Source organism: Chromobacterium sinusclupearum, from assembly GCF_002902845.1.
Classification (GTDB): Bacteria; Pseudomonadota; Gammaproteobacteria; order Burkholderiales; family Chromobacteriaceae; genus Chromobacterium; species Chromobacterium sinusclupearum.
This window is the reverse complement of sequence record NZ_PPTF01000038.1, coordinates 1-14,995: the sequence shown is the minus strand read 5'-3', so window position 1 is coordinate 14,995 and position 14,995 is coordinate 1. Positions and strand designations below refer to the sequence as shown.

Here is a 14,995-nt window from a genome sequence, read left to right as displayed (position 1 = left end):
TCCTCAAAATCAGCCAAAGGCAAACAACTCGCCGCCATGCTGTCGCAGCCAGCGGCGAGACTCGCGCCAGCCTGGGAAAAGACGCTCGGTCTCCGCCCAGAACGCCGGCGAGTGATTCATGTGTTCCAGATGAGCCAGTTCGTGGGCGATGACGTAATCGACCACCGCCAACGGCGCCTGCGCCAGCCGCCAGTTCAGGCGGATGCCGCCGTCTGCGCTGCAACTGCCCCAGCGCGTGCGCGCGGAAGACAGCTGCAATCGGCTCGGTTTGCGGCGACAACGCGCCGCCAGCAGGGAGAGGCGGCCGGGAAACAGTATCGCCGCCTCGCGTTTCAGATATTTGGCCAGCACGGCCTTCAGCGCCTCGGCGTCGCCTTCTGCCACGCCAGCCACCAGCAGGACGTCGCCGTCGCGCCGCACCGTCTTGCGGCCGCTGCCGATCAGGCGCAAGCCCAGCGCCTCGCCCAGCAGCGTCAGCCGGCTCAGATCGTCGCTCTTGGCCAGTTGGCTGCGCTGGCGCAGCACATGGCCGACGATCCAGTCGTGGCGCTGCCGCAGCACCTGATGCAGACGCTCCTGGCTGACGCCGGGCGCGGCGATCAGCTCGACCACCCCGTCGCGCACCCGTATGCCTATGCTCTGACGCGTCCGCCGCGTCAGCAGCACCGGCACGTCGCCGTCAGGCAGAGGCAGGCGATGCCAGACGCTGGCGTTTTTCATCGGGATCGGCAAACGGACCGACGCCGCCGATTTCGCGCTGGCGGGCTTCGATCCAGGCCTCGGCTTCGGCCATCATGGATTCGGGGCCGACGCTTTCGGACGGACGGATGGCAGGGCCCACCACCACGGTGACCTCGCCCGGATATTTCAGAAAAGCGTTGCGCGGCCAGAATTCGCCGGCGTTATGGGCCACCGGCACCATGGGCATGTCGAACTGCTTAGCCATCCGCGCCGCGCCCAGCTTGTACTTGCCGATGCGGCCCGGCTTGGTGCGGGTGCCCTCCGGGAACACGGTGATCCAAAAGCCGTGGCGCTTGCGTTCCAGCCCCTGCTCCAGCAAACGCTGATTGGCGCGGGAGCGGTCCGAGCGGTTGATCATGATCGGGTTCATCAACACCAGGCCCCAGCCGAACAGCGGTATCCAGGCCAGCTCGCGCTTGGCCACATACACCTGCCACGGGAAGATTTTTTGCAGCGCCAGCGTTTCCCAGCCCGATTGATGCTTGGAGCAGATCACCGACGGCTCCGTCGGGATGTTTTCGCTTCCCAGCACCCTGTATTTCAGGCCGATGACGTGCTCCAGCATCCACAGCAAGGTCAGCGCCCAGCTGACGCCGAATACGTGGCGCGCGCGGCGCGGCAGCGGCGCGGCCAGCAGCAATAGACAGAAAAACAGCGGCGTAATGACGATGAGAACCAGCCAGTACAGCAGGTTGCGTATCAAAAGACTGATCATGCTTGCAGTATCTACCTCAGTGATGATTGATCAGATGCTCGGCGGCATCGTACAAATCGTTGAACACCAGGGTGTTTTCCGGCAGCTTGCCGGCCGCCAGCGTCTTGACGCCCTTGCCGGTCTTCACCAGCATGGGCTGGCCGCCAACCGCGGCGATCGCTTCCAGATCGCGCAGGCTGTCGCCGATCAGCGGCAAGCCTTCCAGCTTGACGTTGAAGCGCTCGGCGATCTCCAGCACCATGCCCGGCAGCGGCTTGCGGCATTCGCAGCCGTGGTCCGCCGCGTGCGGACAGAACACCACCGCGTCGATGCGGCCGCCCGCCTGCCCCACCAGCCGGTGCATTTTCTCATGCATGGCGTTCAAGGCGTGCATGTCGAACAGGCCGCGGCCGATGCCGGACTGGTTGGTGGCCACCACCACGCGCCAGCCCGACTGGGTCAGATTGGCGATGGCTTCCAGGCTATGCTCGATCGGCACCCATTCCACGCTGTTCTTGACGAAATCGTCGCGATCCTGATTGATCACGCCGTCCCGGTCCAGAATGACTAGCTTCACGGTTTCTCCAATGAGTAGGGCGGAAGCCCCGCCGGGGCGTTCCGCCGTTTGCACGCTTTCCGACTGGCGGCTTGGCGGAACGCCCGGCATGGCCGGGCTTCCGCCCTACGCTTACTCCGCCAGCAGCGAGATGTCCGCCACGCGGTTGAACAAGGCGGCCAGGCGAGCCAGCAGCGCGATGCGGTTGGCGCGGACCTGGGCGTCCTCGGCCATCACCATCACGCCGTCGAAGAAGGCGTCCACCGGCGCCTTCAGGCTGGACAGCTGCGCCAGCGCGCCGGCGAAGTCATGGGCGGCGAACTTGGCTTCCACCGCCGGGGCCAGATCCTGCACCGCGGCGTAAAGCGCCTGCTCGGCGGCTTCCTTCAGCAGGGCGGGATTCACCTCGCCAATGCCGCCCTCGGCCTTCTTCAGGATGTTGTTGACGCGCTTGTTGGCGGCGGCCAGCGCGGCGGCTTCCGGCAGCGCCTTGAACTGCGCCACGGCGGCCAGTACGGCGCGCACTTCGTGGATGCGGCTGGGCGCCAGGGCCAGCACGGCGTCGATCTCGTCGCCCTTGCAATCGGCGGCGAGGAAGTTCTTCAGGCGGTCCATCATGAAGCCGAACACCTCGTCGGCCACCGTGGCGGACAGCTTGCCCTCGGGGAAGGCGGCGGCCACGATGGCCAGCAGCTGCTTCAGGTCCAGGTCCGCTTCCAGCGCCATCCGCACCACGCCCAGCGCGGCGCGGCGCAGCGCGAACGGATCTTTATCGCCGGTCGGGATCAGGCCGATGCCCCAGATGCCGACGATGGTTTCCAGCTTGTCGGCCAGCGCCACGGCGGTGGCGATCTTGCCTTCCGGCAGCGTGTCGCCGGCGAAACGCGGGTGGTAGTGTCCCTCGATGGCGGCGGCCACCTCGGCGTGCTCGCCGTCGTGCAGGGCGTAGTACATGCCCATGATGCCCTGCAGCTCCGGGAATTCGCCGACCATGTCGGTCACCAGGTCAGCCTTGGCCAGGTAAGCGGCGCGGGCGGCCAGGGCGGTGTCAGCGCCCAGCTCGTGGGCGATGGCGCCGGCGATGCTCTGCAGGCGTTCCACGCGCTCCAGCTGGGTGCCGATCTTGTTGTGGTACACCACATTGGCCAGACGCGGCAGGCGGCTGTCCAGGCGATGTTTCTTGTCCTGCTCGAAGAAGAACTTGGCGTCGGACAGGCGGGCGCGCAGCACGCGCTCGTTGCCGCCGACCACGAAAGACGGATCTTGCGGCGCGATATTGGACACCAGCAGGAAGCGGTTCATCAGTTTGCCGTTCTTGTCCAGCAGCGGGAAATACTTCTGGTTTTGCTGCATGGTCAGGATCAGGCATTCCTGCGGCACTTGCAGGAACTCGGCCTCGAAGCCGGCTTCCAGCACCACCGGCCATTCCACCAGCGCCGTCACCTCATCGAACAGCGCGTCCGGGGCGGCGATGGTGGCGCCGAGCCGGGCGGCGGCCTCGGCCAGCTTGTGGCCGATCAGCTCGCGGCGGGCGGCGAAGCTGGCGATGACCTTGCCCGCTTCATGCAAGGTGCGCGCGTAATCGTCGGCGTGGGCAACCAACACCTCTCCCTGCGACAGGAAGCGGTGGCCGCGGGTGGCGTTGCCGCTCTTGAGGCCCAGCACTTCGCCGGCGATGACCTTGTCGCCATGCAACATGATCAGGCCATGCGCCGGACGGACGAATTGCACGTCGGAATCGCCCCAGCGCATCAGCTTGGGCGCCGGCAGCTTCTTCAGCGCCAGCGCCACCACGTCGGCCAGCACGGCGGACAGCGCTTCGCCGGTCTTGGTGCTGGAATAGGCGTACACATCCTGCTTGCCGTTGTTGACGATGGAGAGCTCGGACACATCCACGCCGCAGGAGCGGGCGAAGCCGGCCAGGGCCGGGGTCGGCTGGCCATCTTTCATGCCGGCGGCCACGGCCGGGCCTTGGCGGGTGATGTGCTGGTCCGGCTGCACGGCCAGCACGCCGGGCAGCTGCACCGCCAGGCGGCGCGGCGAGGCGTACACCACCGGCTCGACATCGGCGGCGGCGAACTGCGCCTTCTTCAGTTCTTCGGAGATGGTCTGGGCGAAGCTCGCAGCCAGACGCGGCAGGGCCTTGGGCGGCAGCTCCTCGGTCAGGAGTTCGATCAGCAGGGTTGCGTTCATTCTCTTCGATTTCAATTATTGGGAGGCGTTTCCCGCCGCGTCACAGATCACCTTCATCATGGCGTGGGCGACGGAATCCTCGTTCACCGGCTGCCACTTCCAGGCATAGCGCGGCACCGGGAACATCGTGGAAAACAGGTGCTTGTTGTTCTGGTCGAAATACTCGGAACCGACAAACACATACTGGTACTGCTTGCAATCGGCGTAGCCTGTGGTGCGGCGGATGTAATAGTGAAGCTTGTACGGCTTCTCGTAGCGCTGTTTGGCGAAACGCTCCTGGTTGATGAAGTGCACCAGTCCGTCTTTGCCCAGCCATAGCGAGTTGCCGTCCACCGCCAGCTGCAGCTGGCTGCCATCCTGATACACCACCCAATCGGCGGGCGACTCAGCCCAGACCGGCAGGCTAGCCAGGAACAAGGTTGCAGCGCAGGCTTTCATCTTCACTCTCCTAGTTGATCAGGCCGGTTTGACCGGCCTTAACAGCATAGGCGATCGCCGCGCCGCCGCCGCGTCAGTCCTTGCGGCACATCGGGAAACCCAGGGCCTCGCGCGCGTCGTAATACGCCTGCGCCACGCCGCGCGACAGATTGCGGATGCGGCCGATATAGGCGGCGCGCTCGGTCACGGAGATGGAGCCGCGGGCGTCCAGCAGGTTGAAAGTGTGGCCGGCTTTCAGGATCATCTCGTAGGCGGGCAGCGGCAGGCTGGCTTCCAGCAGCTTCTTCGCTTCCGCCTCGTAATCATTGAATTGGCGGAACAGCAGCTCGACATTGCTGTGCTCGAAAGCGTACTTCGACTGCTCCACTTCATTCTGGTAGAACACATTGCCGTAGGTCACCGGCTGGCCATCCGGCAGATGGGTCCAGATCAGGTCGTAGACGTTCTCCACGCCCTGCAGATACATCGCCAGACGCTCCAGGCCGTAAGTGATCTCACCCAGCACCGGCTTGCAATCCAGGCCGCCCACTTGCTGGAAGTACGTGAACTGGGTCACTTCCATGCCGTTCAGCCACACTTCCCAGCCCAGGCCCCAGGCGCCCAGCGTCGGGTTTTCCCAGTCGTCCTCGACGAAGCGGATATCCTGCAGCGTCGGGTCCAGGCCCAGTTCCTGCAGCGATCCCAGATACAGCTCCTGGATATTCGACGGGGACGGCTTCAAGACGACTTGGAACTGGTGGTGCTGGAACAGGCGGTTAGGGTTTTCGCCATAGCGGCCATCCTTGGGACGGCGGCTAGGCTGCACATAGGCGGCGTTCCAGGGCTCAGGACCCAGCGCGCGCAGGAAGGTGGCGGTGTGCGAGGTGCCCGCGCCGACTTCGGTATCGTAGGGCTGCAGCAGCGCGCAGCCCTGGCGGTTCCAGTAGTGCTGGAGCTTGAGAATGATTTCCTGGAAGGTAAGCATAAATGTGTCGTTGGAAGAATGGACAAATAAACGTCGATTCTACCGCCTGCCGCCGCTCACGCAAAGCCGGACGGGCTGACGCCGCCCAAGCGGTCCGCCAGACGACGCCCCTTGCGCAGGCAATCCGCCAGCGAAACGCCGTCCAGCCAGTTGGCGCAGACATGCAGTCCCTGCGCCGCCAGCGGCTGCGCCAGACGCCGCACCCTCCCCTGCAAGGCCGTGCCTTGCGGCAGCGCCTCAGACCAGCGGGTAATCCGTTGCGACAACGGCGGCGCGCGCAAACCGAACAACTCGTCGAGCTCGGCATTGACCCGAGACAACAAGTCTTCGTCGCTCAAACGCAGCAAGTCGGGACGACGCCGCCCGCCGATGAAACAGGTCAAGAGCCGCTTATCGTCTTGGCAGACATGCGGGTAGCTGGCGCTGACCGAAAGATAACCCAGCGTCAAGGTGTCCTCGCCATGCGGATGCAGCGCGCCACCGCCTGGCAAGGGACTGGCCAAGGCATCGGCATCCAGCAAGGTAGACACCACCGCCAGCGGCGCATAGGGAATGCGCCGACAGGCATCGGCCAATGCCGGCGCCAGCGGGTGCAGCAGCATGGCGGCCTGGGAGGCCGGCAAAGCCAGCACTACCTGCTCCGCATAAGTCCAGCCGGAATGGGTGCGCAGGCGCCAGCCGGCACCCTCCCGCCTGAGCGCGGTTACCGCGGTATTCAGACGGACATCGAGATCCCGCGCCAACTGGCGCGGCAATTGCTGCAAGCCGCCGCGCAGGGTGCAGCTGCGGCGGCGGCCCAACCGGCGGTTCATCCGCATCAAGCCGCCTAAGAAGGGCCCGCGGCATTGCGCCGCCTCGGCCAGATCGGGCAGGGTTTCCTCCAGCCTCAGCTCGCGCGGATCGCCGGCGAAAATGCCGCCCACCATGGGTTCCATCACTCGCGACAGCACTTCGCGGCCAAAGCGCGAATCGCAGAAGGTGGCGACGCTATCCAGGCCGGCCGTCTCCTCGCCGGACCTGAGCATGCCGGCTACGACCTGCCATTTGGCGCGCCAGCTCAGCAAATCGCCGCCCAGCAGCTGCAAGGGGCCGGCGGGCAGCCGCCGATAGCGGCCATTGAGCAGGATGTAGCGCTGCCGGCCGTCGCTATGCGGCCACACCGGCTCCAGCCCCAGCGACGGCAGCCATTGCAACAGCTCCTCATCCGCCAGCAGGGTATGCGGCCCCGCTTCGCATAGCGCCTCTCCCTGCTCCGTCCTGACCTTGCCGCCGACGCTATCGGCGGCCTCGAACACGCTTACCGCCGCCCCCTGGCGCTGCAGCCACCAGGCACACGACAAGCCGGACACTCCGGCGCCTATCACCGCAATCATCAGCCTCTCCTTGAACAGGATATTTATTAGCTTCTGATTATCCAGCTAGCGGTCCGGCGCTCGTTGATGGCGGTCAAGCCGAGGGCTTTGCCATGAGCCTGCTCGCCAAGTCCTTGCGCGCCGGAAAACAAAAAGCCGCCCGGCAATCGGGCGGCCTTCCGGTATGGACAGGCGGGGATTTACTGCCAGTCCAGAATCACCTTGCCGCTCTGGCCGGACAGCATGGCGGCGAAGCCCTGCTCGAACTCGTCCACCTTGAAGTGGTGGGTGATGATGGGACGGATGTCCAGGCCGGACTGAATCAGCGCCACCATCTTGTACCAGGTTTCAAACATCTCGCGGCCGTAAATGCCCTTGATCTCCAGGCCCTTGAAGATCACTTGGTTCCAGTCGATGGCGGTGTTGGACGGCGGGATGCCCAGCAGCGCCACCTTGCCGCCGTGGTTCATCGTCTCCAGCATCTGGCGGAAGGCCTGCGGATTGCCGGACATTTCCAGGCCCACGTCGAAGCCCTCTGTCATGTGCAGTTCCTGCATCACCGCCTTCAGATCCTGCTTGGCGACGTTGACGGCGCGAGTGGCGCCCATCTTCTTGGCCAGCTCCAGGCGGTAATCATTGACGTCGGTGATCACGACATGGCGCGCGCCGACGTGCTTGGCGATGGCCACCGCCATGATGCCGATCGGGCCGGCGCCGGTGATCAGCACATCTTCGCCCACCAGGTTGAAGCTCAACGCGGTGTGCACGGCGTTGCCGAACGGGTCGAAGATGGAAGCCAGATCGTCGGAAATATCGTCCGGAATCGGGAAGGCGTTGAAGGCCGGGATCACCAGGTATTCGGCGAACGCGCCTTCGCGGTTGACGCCGACGCCGGTGGTGTTGCGGCACAGATGGCGGCGGCCGGCGCGGCAATTGCGGCAGTAGCCGCAGGTGATATGGCCTTCGCCGGAGACGCGCTGGCCGATCTTGAAGCCCTGCACTTCCGACCCCATGCCGGCAACGACGCCGACGTACTCATGGCCGACGTGCATCGGCACCGGGATGGTCTTTTGCGACCACTCGTCCCAGTTCCAGATATGGATGTCGGTGCCGCAGATCGCGGTCTTGGTGATCTTGATCAAGAGATCGTTGTGACCGACTTCCGGCATCGGAACATCGGTCATGGTCAGGCCGGGAGCGGCCTGCAGTTTGGCTAGTGCTTTCATGGAAACCTCTATGCAGCGAGAACCACAAGCCATCTTTGCCACGAAACCCACGAAACGACATGAACAAACGAGGCGACCGATCCATTACAGGAAATCCGCCCTTGATTTGCATTTCGTGTCATTTCGTGTTTTTCGTGGCACAAACTCGTTGTTCTTTCGGCTCAATAATTTAAATCACGCCCAGTTCGCGTCCCACCTTGGTGAACGCGGCCACCGCTTTCAGCACTTGCTCTTCGCTGTGCGCGGCGGACATCTGGGTGCGAATCCGCGCCTTGCCCTTGGGCACCACCGGATAGGAGAAGCCGATCACGTACACACCTTCGGCCAGCAGCTTGGCGGCCATTTCGCCAGCCAGGCGGGCATCGCCCAGCATCACCGGGATGATGGGGTGCTGGCCCGGCACCAGCGTGAAGCCGGCAGCGGACATTTCCTTGCGGAACAGTTCAGCATTGCGGCGCACCTTGGCGCGCAGCTCGGCTCCTTCGCCGCTCTTCAGGATGTTCAGCACTTCCACGCTGGCGGCGGCGATGGCCGGGGCCAGCGTGTTGGAGAACAGATACGGACGCGAACGCTGGCGCAGCAGGTCGACGATGGGTTGGCGCGCGGCCACGTAACCGCCGGACGCGCCGCCCAGCGCCTTGCCCAGCGTGCCGGTATAGATGTCCACGCGCTCGGCCACGCCGCACAGCTCAGGCGTGCCGGCGCCGGTTTCGCCGATGAAGCCGACGGCATGGGAGTCGTCCACCATTACGATGGCGCTGTGGCGGTCGGCCACTTCGCACAGGCTCTTCAGGTTGGCGATGATGCCGTCCATCGAGAACACGCCGTCGGTGACGATCAACTTGAAGCGCGCGCCGGCCTCTTCGGCGGCGATCAATTGCGCCTCCAGATCGGCCATGTCGTTGTTCTTGTAGCGGAAACGCTTGGCCTTGGACAGGCGCACGCCGTCAATGATGGAGGCGTGGTTCAGCTCGTCGGAGATCACCGCGTCCTCTTCGCTCAGCAGCGTTTCGAATACGCCGCCATTGGCGTCGAAACAGCTGGAGTAAAGAATGGTGTCGTCAGTGCCCAGGAATTCGGAAATGGATTTTTCCAGCTGCTTGTGGATGGTTTGCGTGCCGCAGATGAAACGCACCGAGGCGCAACCGTAGCCGTAATGGTCCATGCCGGTCTTGGCGGCCAGCACCAGGCGCTTGTCGTCGGCCAGGCCCAGGTAGTTGTTGGCGCAGAAGTTCAGCACCTGCTCGCCGCCGGCCAGCGCGATGTCGGAACTTTGCGGCGTAGCGATCACGCGTTCCGGTTTTTCGTAACCATCGGCCCGGATTTGGGCCAGCGTGGCCTGCAGATGGGCCAGGTAAGTATGATTCATGACAATCCTTTGCATAGGCCGGAGGCGGGAATCGAACCCGCGTCCGAAGGCACCGCGCCCCGCCCGCGGCGGCGCGCCACGAAAACTGTAGCCATTCTAGCCCAGCGCACTCATCGCCAGCAGTGACAGTTATCAGTGTTTTGGCGGGACTCTGTCACCTTCCCGCAACTTTTCCGCTTCGCCAGCCGGCGCATCTTCTTCATCATCCCAAGCCAGCGGCGCCACGCCGGGCGGCAGCTGGATCGGCGGTTCGCGCTTGGCCAGCCTGGCCAGCACGCCGACCACGGTGATGGCCGGCGCGGCGATGATCGCCACCCAAAACCAAGTGGAATGCAGCACGTCCATGATGTCTTCCCTCAAAAACAAACGCCCCCGGCCCCATTCCGGGCAGGGGGCGCGGCTCACCTTTTCATTTTAGCGCTGGCGCAGCAGGCGCGCGGCATCCATCGCGAAATAGGTCAGAATGCCATCGGCGCCGGCGCGCTTGAACGCCAGCAGGCTTTCCATCATGCACTTTTCCTCATTCAGCCAGCCATTCTGGAACGCCGCCTTCAGCATGGCGTATTCGCCTGACACCTGGTAGGCGAAGGTGGGCACGCGGAAGGTGTCCTTGACGCGGCGGATCACGTCCAGATACGGCATGCCCGGCTTGATCATCACCATGTCGGCGCCCTCTTCCAGGTCCTGCGCCACTTCCTGGATGGCTTCCTCGATATTGGCCGGATCCATCTGGTAGCTGTTTTTGTCGGCCTTGCCCAGATTGGCCGACGAGCCCAGCGCATCGCGGAACGGGCCGTAGAAGCCGGACGAATACTTGGCGGAATAGGCCAGTATCTTGGTGTGGATATAGCCCTCTTCCTCGAAAGCCTCGCGGATGGCGCCGATGCGGCCATCCATCATGTCAGACGGGCCAAACACATCGACGCCGGCCTCGGCATGGCACAGGCCCTGCTTGATCAGAATTTCCGTCGTCTCATCGTTCAGCACATAGCCGTTGGCGTCGATCACGCCGTCCTGGCCGTGAATGGTGTACGGGTCCAACGCGCCATCGGTCATCACGCCCAGCTCCGGAAAGCGCTTCTTCAACTCGCGCACCACGCGCGGCACCAGGCCTTCCGGGTTATAGGCCTCGCTGCCCTCATTGTCCTTGGAGCCGGTGATCACAGGGAACAAGGACAACATCGGAATGCCCAGTTCCAGCGCCTCTTCCGCCACAAACAACAGCTTGTCCAGCGTCAGCCTCGGCGCGCCGGGCATGGACGGCACGTCCACTACCTGGTTGCTGCCTTCCATCACGAACACCGGGTAGATCAGATCGTTGGCGGTCAGCACGTTCTCGCGCATCAGGCGGCGGCTGAATTCATCCTTGCGCATGCGGCGCATGCGGGCGGCGGGAAAATAACGATTAGCAAAAATCATGTCGACAATACCCCCAAAAAGACAACGGCAATTGTACGCCCATTCCCCACTCGCAGACAGCATGGCCAAGACATGAGCCGACTTGGCGCAATAGTTGAGTTTTACTCATTGCTCTATTCTGCAAGCTCACGACAATGCATGAACTTGAAAGCCTGCGACCAGGGCATTGGAAAAAATGTCACAGCTGTTTTCAATAAAAATTGAAATGAATTTTCATTCAAAACTCATAAATATGATAAAAGACTATAGCAAAAGGAAAATACTATAAATAAGCCAATGATTTACATAACATTGCAAAATGCATCAAAATCAGTATTTAAAATTTCAATCGCATAATTTATACAAAACCATCTACTGTTAATTTGTATTTCTTGACAACAATTTAGACACAGATAAAACTGAGCCTCCCAACGACGGCGGAATAAAAAACCACATCGCCGACCAGCAGCCGACACGGCTGATGACAACAAAGGGCTTTAGAGAAACATGAAGAAAACTATTATCGTTGCGGCCATTGCCGCAGCCATCCCTGCACTCGCGCAAGCTGACGTCAACCTGTACGGATCGCTGCGCGCCGGCGTGTCCATCACCAAGAACAGCGCCACCAACTACAACTCCACCTTCGGCGTGGATGACTTTGGCAGCCGCATGGGCTTCAAGGGCAGCGAAGACCTGGGCAACGGCCTGAAAACCATCTGGCAGGTGGAAACCGGTTTCGCCATGGACGGCGTGGCTGGCAGCGGATCCGCCTCCGGCACCTTCGCCAACCGTCAGAGCTATGTCGGCATCGATGGCGCTTACGGCAAGCTGCGCGTTGGCCATCTGGACGACGTGCTGGCCGACACCGAAGCCACCGACAACCTGTACGGCCCGCGCCGCGACGGCATGGGCACCAACTTCCCGCTGTACGAGGCCACCGATCTGTTCTCCTACGGCGACGCCCGCTTCAAGAACAGCGTGCGCTACGACTCCCCGACCTGGAACGGCTTCAACCTCACGCTGCAATACGGCGCGGGCGAGAGCCAGGCTGCCGGCCAAATGAAGCAAGGCGATGGCTATGGTCTGCGCCTTGCCTATCAAAATTCGGGCTTTTTCGGCGCCATCGCCAACGCTACCAAACTGAACACCAAGGGCGGCAGCAACAGCACCACCAATCGTCTGGAAGGCGGCTACAGCGCTAACAACCTGTACCTGGCCGCCAGCTACCAGTGGCTGACCACCTATGGCGACGCCTACGCCAAGAATGATGATGGCTCTTACAAACTGCCCGGCATAGCCAACCTCCCGACCATCGCTCATACCGGCGGCAACAAGGTGGAAAACACCACCTGGGCCCTGAACGCCGCCTACGCCATCGGCAACTTCAAGCCGTCCATCGTGTACTCCAAGCGCGGCGACGCCAAGATCGACGGCACGCGCTACAGCCTTGGCGCCAGCCAGTGGGCCGCCGCTGTTGACTACACCATGAGCAAGAACACGCTGCTGCAAGTGGGTTATGGCGAGCGCAAAGACAACAAGGACGCGCAAACCATCAACAAATTCTCCCAGGAAAAGTCCACCCTGGCCTGGGCCATGATGAAGCACAACTTCTAAGCGAAGCCATCCCGGTTTTCGAATGTGCAGACAGCCACCTTAGGGTGGCTGTTTTGCTTTATGAACCATCAATAAAAAAGCCAGCCCTTGCGGGCTGGCTTTGGCTTGAACGACGCGGCGCTTATTCGAAGAAATCGCGCAGCTTGTCCATGAAGGATTTGGAACGCGGATTGTGGGTGGCCACATCGCCCTGGCTGATCGCCTCGAACTCGCGCAGCAGCTCCTTCTGCCGCTCGGTCAGCTTGACCGGCGTCTCCACGATCACATGGCAATGCAGATCGCCGTACTCGGTGCCGCGCACGGCCTTCACGCCCTTGCCGCGCAGGCGATAGACGCGGCCGCTCTGGGTTTCCGCGGCGATCTTGACCTTAGCCATGCCGTCCAGCGTCGGGATTTCCACTTCGCCGCCCAGCGCCGCGGTGGAGAAGGAGATCGGCATTTCGCAGTGCAGATCCATGCCGTCGCGCTGGAATACCGCGTGCTGCTTGATGTGGGTCACCACATACAGATCGCCAGCCGGGCCGCCATTCTGGCCCGGCTCGCCCTCGCCGCCCAGGCGGATGCGGTCGCCCTCGTCCACCCCGGCCGGAATCTTCACATTCAGCGTCTTGGTGGTCTTCTTCTGGCCGGCGCCGTGGCAGCTGGTGCACGGATCGGTGATCTGCTTGCCGCTGCCGTGGCAGGTCGGGCAGGTCTGCTGGATAGAGAAGAAGCCCTGGCTCATCCGCACCTGGCCATGGCCGCCGCAGGTGGAGCAGGTCTTGGGCTGCGTGCCCGGCTTGGCGCCGGTGCCGTTGCAGGTGGTGCAGGATTCGTGCGACGGAATGCGTATCTGTTTCTCGCAGCCGCGCGCCGCTTCTTCCAGCGTGATCTCCATGTTGTAGCGCAGGTCCGCACCGCGATAGACGTTGGAACGCCCGCCGCCGCGCTGGCCACCGCCGAAGATGTCGCTGAAGATGTCGGCAAAATCGCCGAAGCCGCCAAAACCGCCTCCTCCTCCGCCCATGCCGGCTTGCGGATCCACGCCGGCGTGGCCGAACTGGTCATAGGCGCCGCGTTTCTGGCTATCGGACAGGATCTCATAGGCCTCTTTGACCTCCTTGAACTTGTCCTCGGCTTCCTTGCTGTCCGGATTGCGGTCCGGATGGTACTTCATCGCCAGCTTGCGATATGCCTTCTTGATGTCGTCTTCCGACGCATCGCGGTTGACCCCCAGCACATCGTAATAATCTTTTTTCGACATTGTCTTTCACTCTCTGGTCGGCCCGGCCATGTTCGGCCAAACCCTGTCGTCTCGATACGGCAAAGGCACAGAGGCCGGTGGAGATGCCTCCCCCATTCCCTGTGCCTCGATCAGCGTGATTCGACGATTACTTCTTGTCTTTCACTTCCTCGAACTCGGCGTCCACCACATTGCCGTCGTCCTTCTTGTCGGCTTCCGCCTGCTGCGCGCCGCCTTGGGCGCCGGCTTCCGCCTGAGCCTGGGCGTACATGATCTCGCCCAGCTTCTGGCTGGCCTTGGCCAGTTCTTCGGACTTGGCTTCGATGGCGTCCTTGTCGTCGCCCTTCACCACTTCCTCGGCTTCCTTCAGCGCGGACTCGATCTTGGCCTTTTCATCGGCGCCGATCTTGTCGCCATGCTCGGACAGCGACTTCTTGATGCTGTGGATCAGGCCTTCGGCGTGGTTGCGCGCGGTCACCAGTTCGTGCAGCTTCTTGTCTTCCTCGGCGTTGGCCTCGGCGTCCTTCACCATGCGCTGGATTTCCTCTTCGGACAGGCCGGAGGATGCCTGGATGGTGATGTTGGCCTGCTTGCCGGTGGCCTTGTCCTTGGCCGACACGTGCAGAATGCCGTTGGCGTCGATGTTGAATTCCACCTCGATCTGCGGAATGCCGCGCGGCGCCGGCGGAATGTCGCCCAGATTGAACTGGCCCAGCGACTTGTTGGCGGCAGCCTTCTCGCGTTCGCCCTGCAGCACATGGATGGTCACCGCGGTCTGGTTGTCGTCGGCGGTGGAGAACACTTGCGACGCCTTGGTCGGAATCGTGGTGTTCTTCTGGATCAGCTTGGTCATGATGCCGCCCAGGGTTTCAATGCCCAGCGACAGCGGGGTCACGTCCAGCAGCAGCACGTCCTTGCGCTCGCCGGACAGCACGGAGCCCTGGATCGCTGCGCCGACGGCCACGGCTTCGTCCGGGTTCACGTCCTTGCGCGGTTCCTTGCCGAAGAATTCCTTCACCGCGTCCTGCACCTTGGGCATGCGGGTCTGGCCGCCGACCAGGATCACGTCGGTGATGTCGGACAGGGACACGCCGGCATCCTTCAGGGCCACGCGGCACGGTTCGATCGAGCGGGTGATCAGGTCGTCCACCAGGCTTTCGAACTTGGCGCGGGTGATCTTCATGGCCAGGTGCTTCGGACCGGTGGCGTCCATGGTGATGTACGGCAG

The 14,995-nt window shown here is 62.8% G+C and carries 14 protein-coding genes; 1 reads left to right on the top strand and 13 read right to left on the bottom strand.

Annotated features, from left to right (window positions below):
• Window positions 1–9 precede the first annotated feature (9 nt).
• From C2134_RS10080 to hemB, 11 genes are all read right to left on the bottom strand, one after another.
• On the bottom strand, window positions 10–720 hold the full coding sequence (locus C2134_RS10080) for a M48 family metallopeptidase (protein ID WP_103319737.1): 711 nt from the start codon (window positions 718–720) through the stop codon (window positions 10–12).
• Window positions 680–1,456 carry a lysophospholipid acyltransferase family protein gene (locus C2134_RS10075; RefSeq protein WP_103319734.1) on the bottom strand — a complete coding sequence of 259 codons (777 nt, stop codon included), beginning with the start codon at window positions 1,454–1,456 and terminating at the stop codon, window positions 680–682. The genes C2134_RS10080 and C2134_RS10075 overlap by 41 nt, the downstream gene beginning before the upstream one ends.
• 16 nt (window positions 1,457–1,472) lie before the next feature.
• Window positions 1,473–2,012, bottom strand: a complete 540-nt coding sequence (gmhB, locus tag C2134_RS10070; RefSeq protein ID WP_043621266.1) for a D-glycero-beta-D-manno-heptose 1,7-bisphosphate 7-phosphatase — start codon at window positions 2,010–2,012, stop codon at window positions 1,473–1,475.
• A gap of 111 nt (window positions 2,013–2,123) precedes the next feature.
• On the bottom strand, window positions 2,124–4,184 hold the full coding sequence (glyS, locus tag C2134_RS10065; protein WP_103319732.1) for a glycine--tRNA ligase subunit beta: 2,061 nt from the start codon (window positions 4,182–4,184) through the stop codon (window positions 2,124–2,126).
• Window positions 4,185–4,199: 15 nt separating this feature from the next.
• On the bottom strand, window positions 4,200–4,622 hold the full coding sequence (locus C2134_RS10060; RefSeq protein WP_103319730.1) for a surface-adhesin E family protein: 423 nt from the start codon (window positions 4,620–4,622) through the stop codon (window positions 4,200–4,202).
• A gap of 73 nt (window positions 4,623–4,695) precedes the next feature.
• On the bottom strand, window positions 4,696–5,586 hold the full coding sequence (gene glyQ, locus C2134_RS10055) for a glycine--tRNA ligase subunit alpha (RefSeq protein ID WP_043621275.1): 891 nt from the start codon (window positions 5,584–5,586) through the stop codon (window positions 4,696–4,698).
• Between the two features lie 56 nt (window positions 5,587–5,642).
• Window positions 5,643–6,959, bottom strand: coding sequence for a protoporphyrinogen oxidase (gene hemG / locus C2134_RS10050; RefSeq protein WP_103319728.1), 1,317 nt, complete (start codon window positions 6,957–6,959; stop codon window positions 5,643–5,645).
• Between the two features lie 179 nt (window positions 6,960–7,138).
• A complete protein-coding gene (gene tdh / locus C2134_RS10045; protein ID WP_103319725.1) occupies window positions 7,139–8,164 on the bottom strand; it encodes an L-threonine 3-dehydrogenase in 1,026 nt (341 codons plus the stop codon).
• 169 nt (window positions 8,165–8,333) lie between these two features.
• Window positions 8,334–9,533, bottom strand: a complete 1,200-nt coding sequence (locus C2134_RS10040) for a glycine C-acetyltransferase (protein ID WP_103319723.1) — start codon at window positions 9,531–9,533, stop codon at window positions 8,334–8,336.
• A gap of 132 nt (window positions 9,534–9,665) precedes the next feature.
• The gene (locus C2134_RS10035) at window positions 9,666–9,878 is read right to left on the bottom strand and encodes a hypothetical protein (protein ID WP_103319721.1); all 213 of its coding nucleotides are present in this window, start codon (window positions 9,876–9,878) and stop codon (window positions 9,666–9,668) included.
• A 69-nt stretch (window positions 9,879–9,947) separates the two neighbouring features.
• Window positions 9,948–10,952: a porphobilinogen synthase gene (hemB, locus tag C2134_RS10030; protein WP_103319719.1), complete on the bottom strand. Its 1,005-nt coding sequence runs from the start codon at window positions 10,950–10,952 to the stop codon at window positions 9,948–9,950.
• A 486-nt stretch (window positions 10,953–11,438) separates the two neighbouring features.
• Here hemB and C2134_RS10025 point away from each other — a divergent pair, with 486 nt between their 5' ends.
• The gene (locus C2134_RS10025) at window positions 11,439–12,545 is read left to right on the top strand and encodes a porin (RefSeq protein WP_103319717.1); all 1,107 of its coding nucleotides are present in this window, start codon (window positions 11,439–11,441) and stop codon (window positions 12,543–12,545) included.
• Between the two features lie 121 nt (window positions 12,546–12,666).
• Here C2134_RS10025 and dnaJ read toward each other — a convergent pair whose 3' ends face one another.
• Both dnaJ and C2134_RS10015 read right to left on the bottom strand, forming a co-directional pair.
• Window positions 12,667–13,788, bottom strand: coding sequence for a molecular chaperone DnaJ (gene dnaJ, locus C2134_RS10020; RefSeq protein WP_103319715.1), 1,122 nt, complete (start codon window positions 13,786–13,788; stop codon window positions 12,667–12,669).
• 127 nt (window positions 13,789–13,915) lie between these two features.
• The coding region (locus tag C2134_RS10015) for an Hsp70 family protein (protein ID WP_158248741.1) at window positions 13,916–14,995 on the bottom strand (1,080 nt) is incomplete at its 5' end.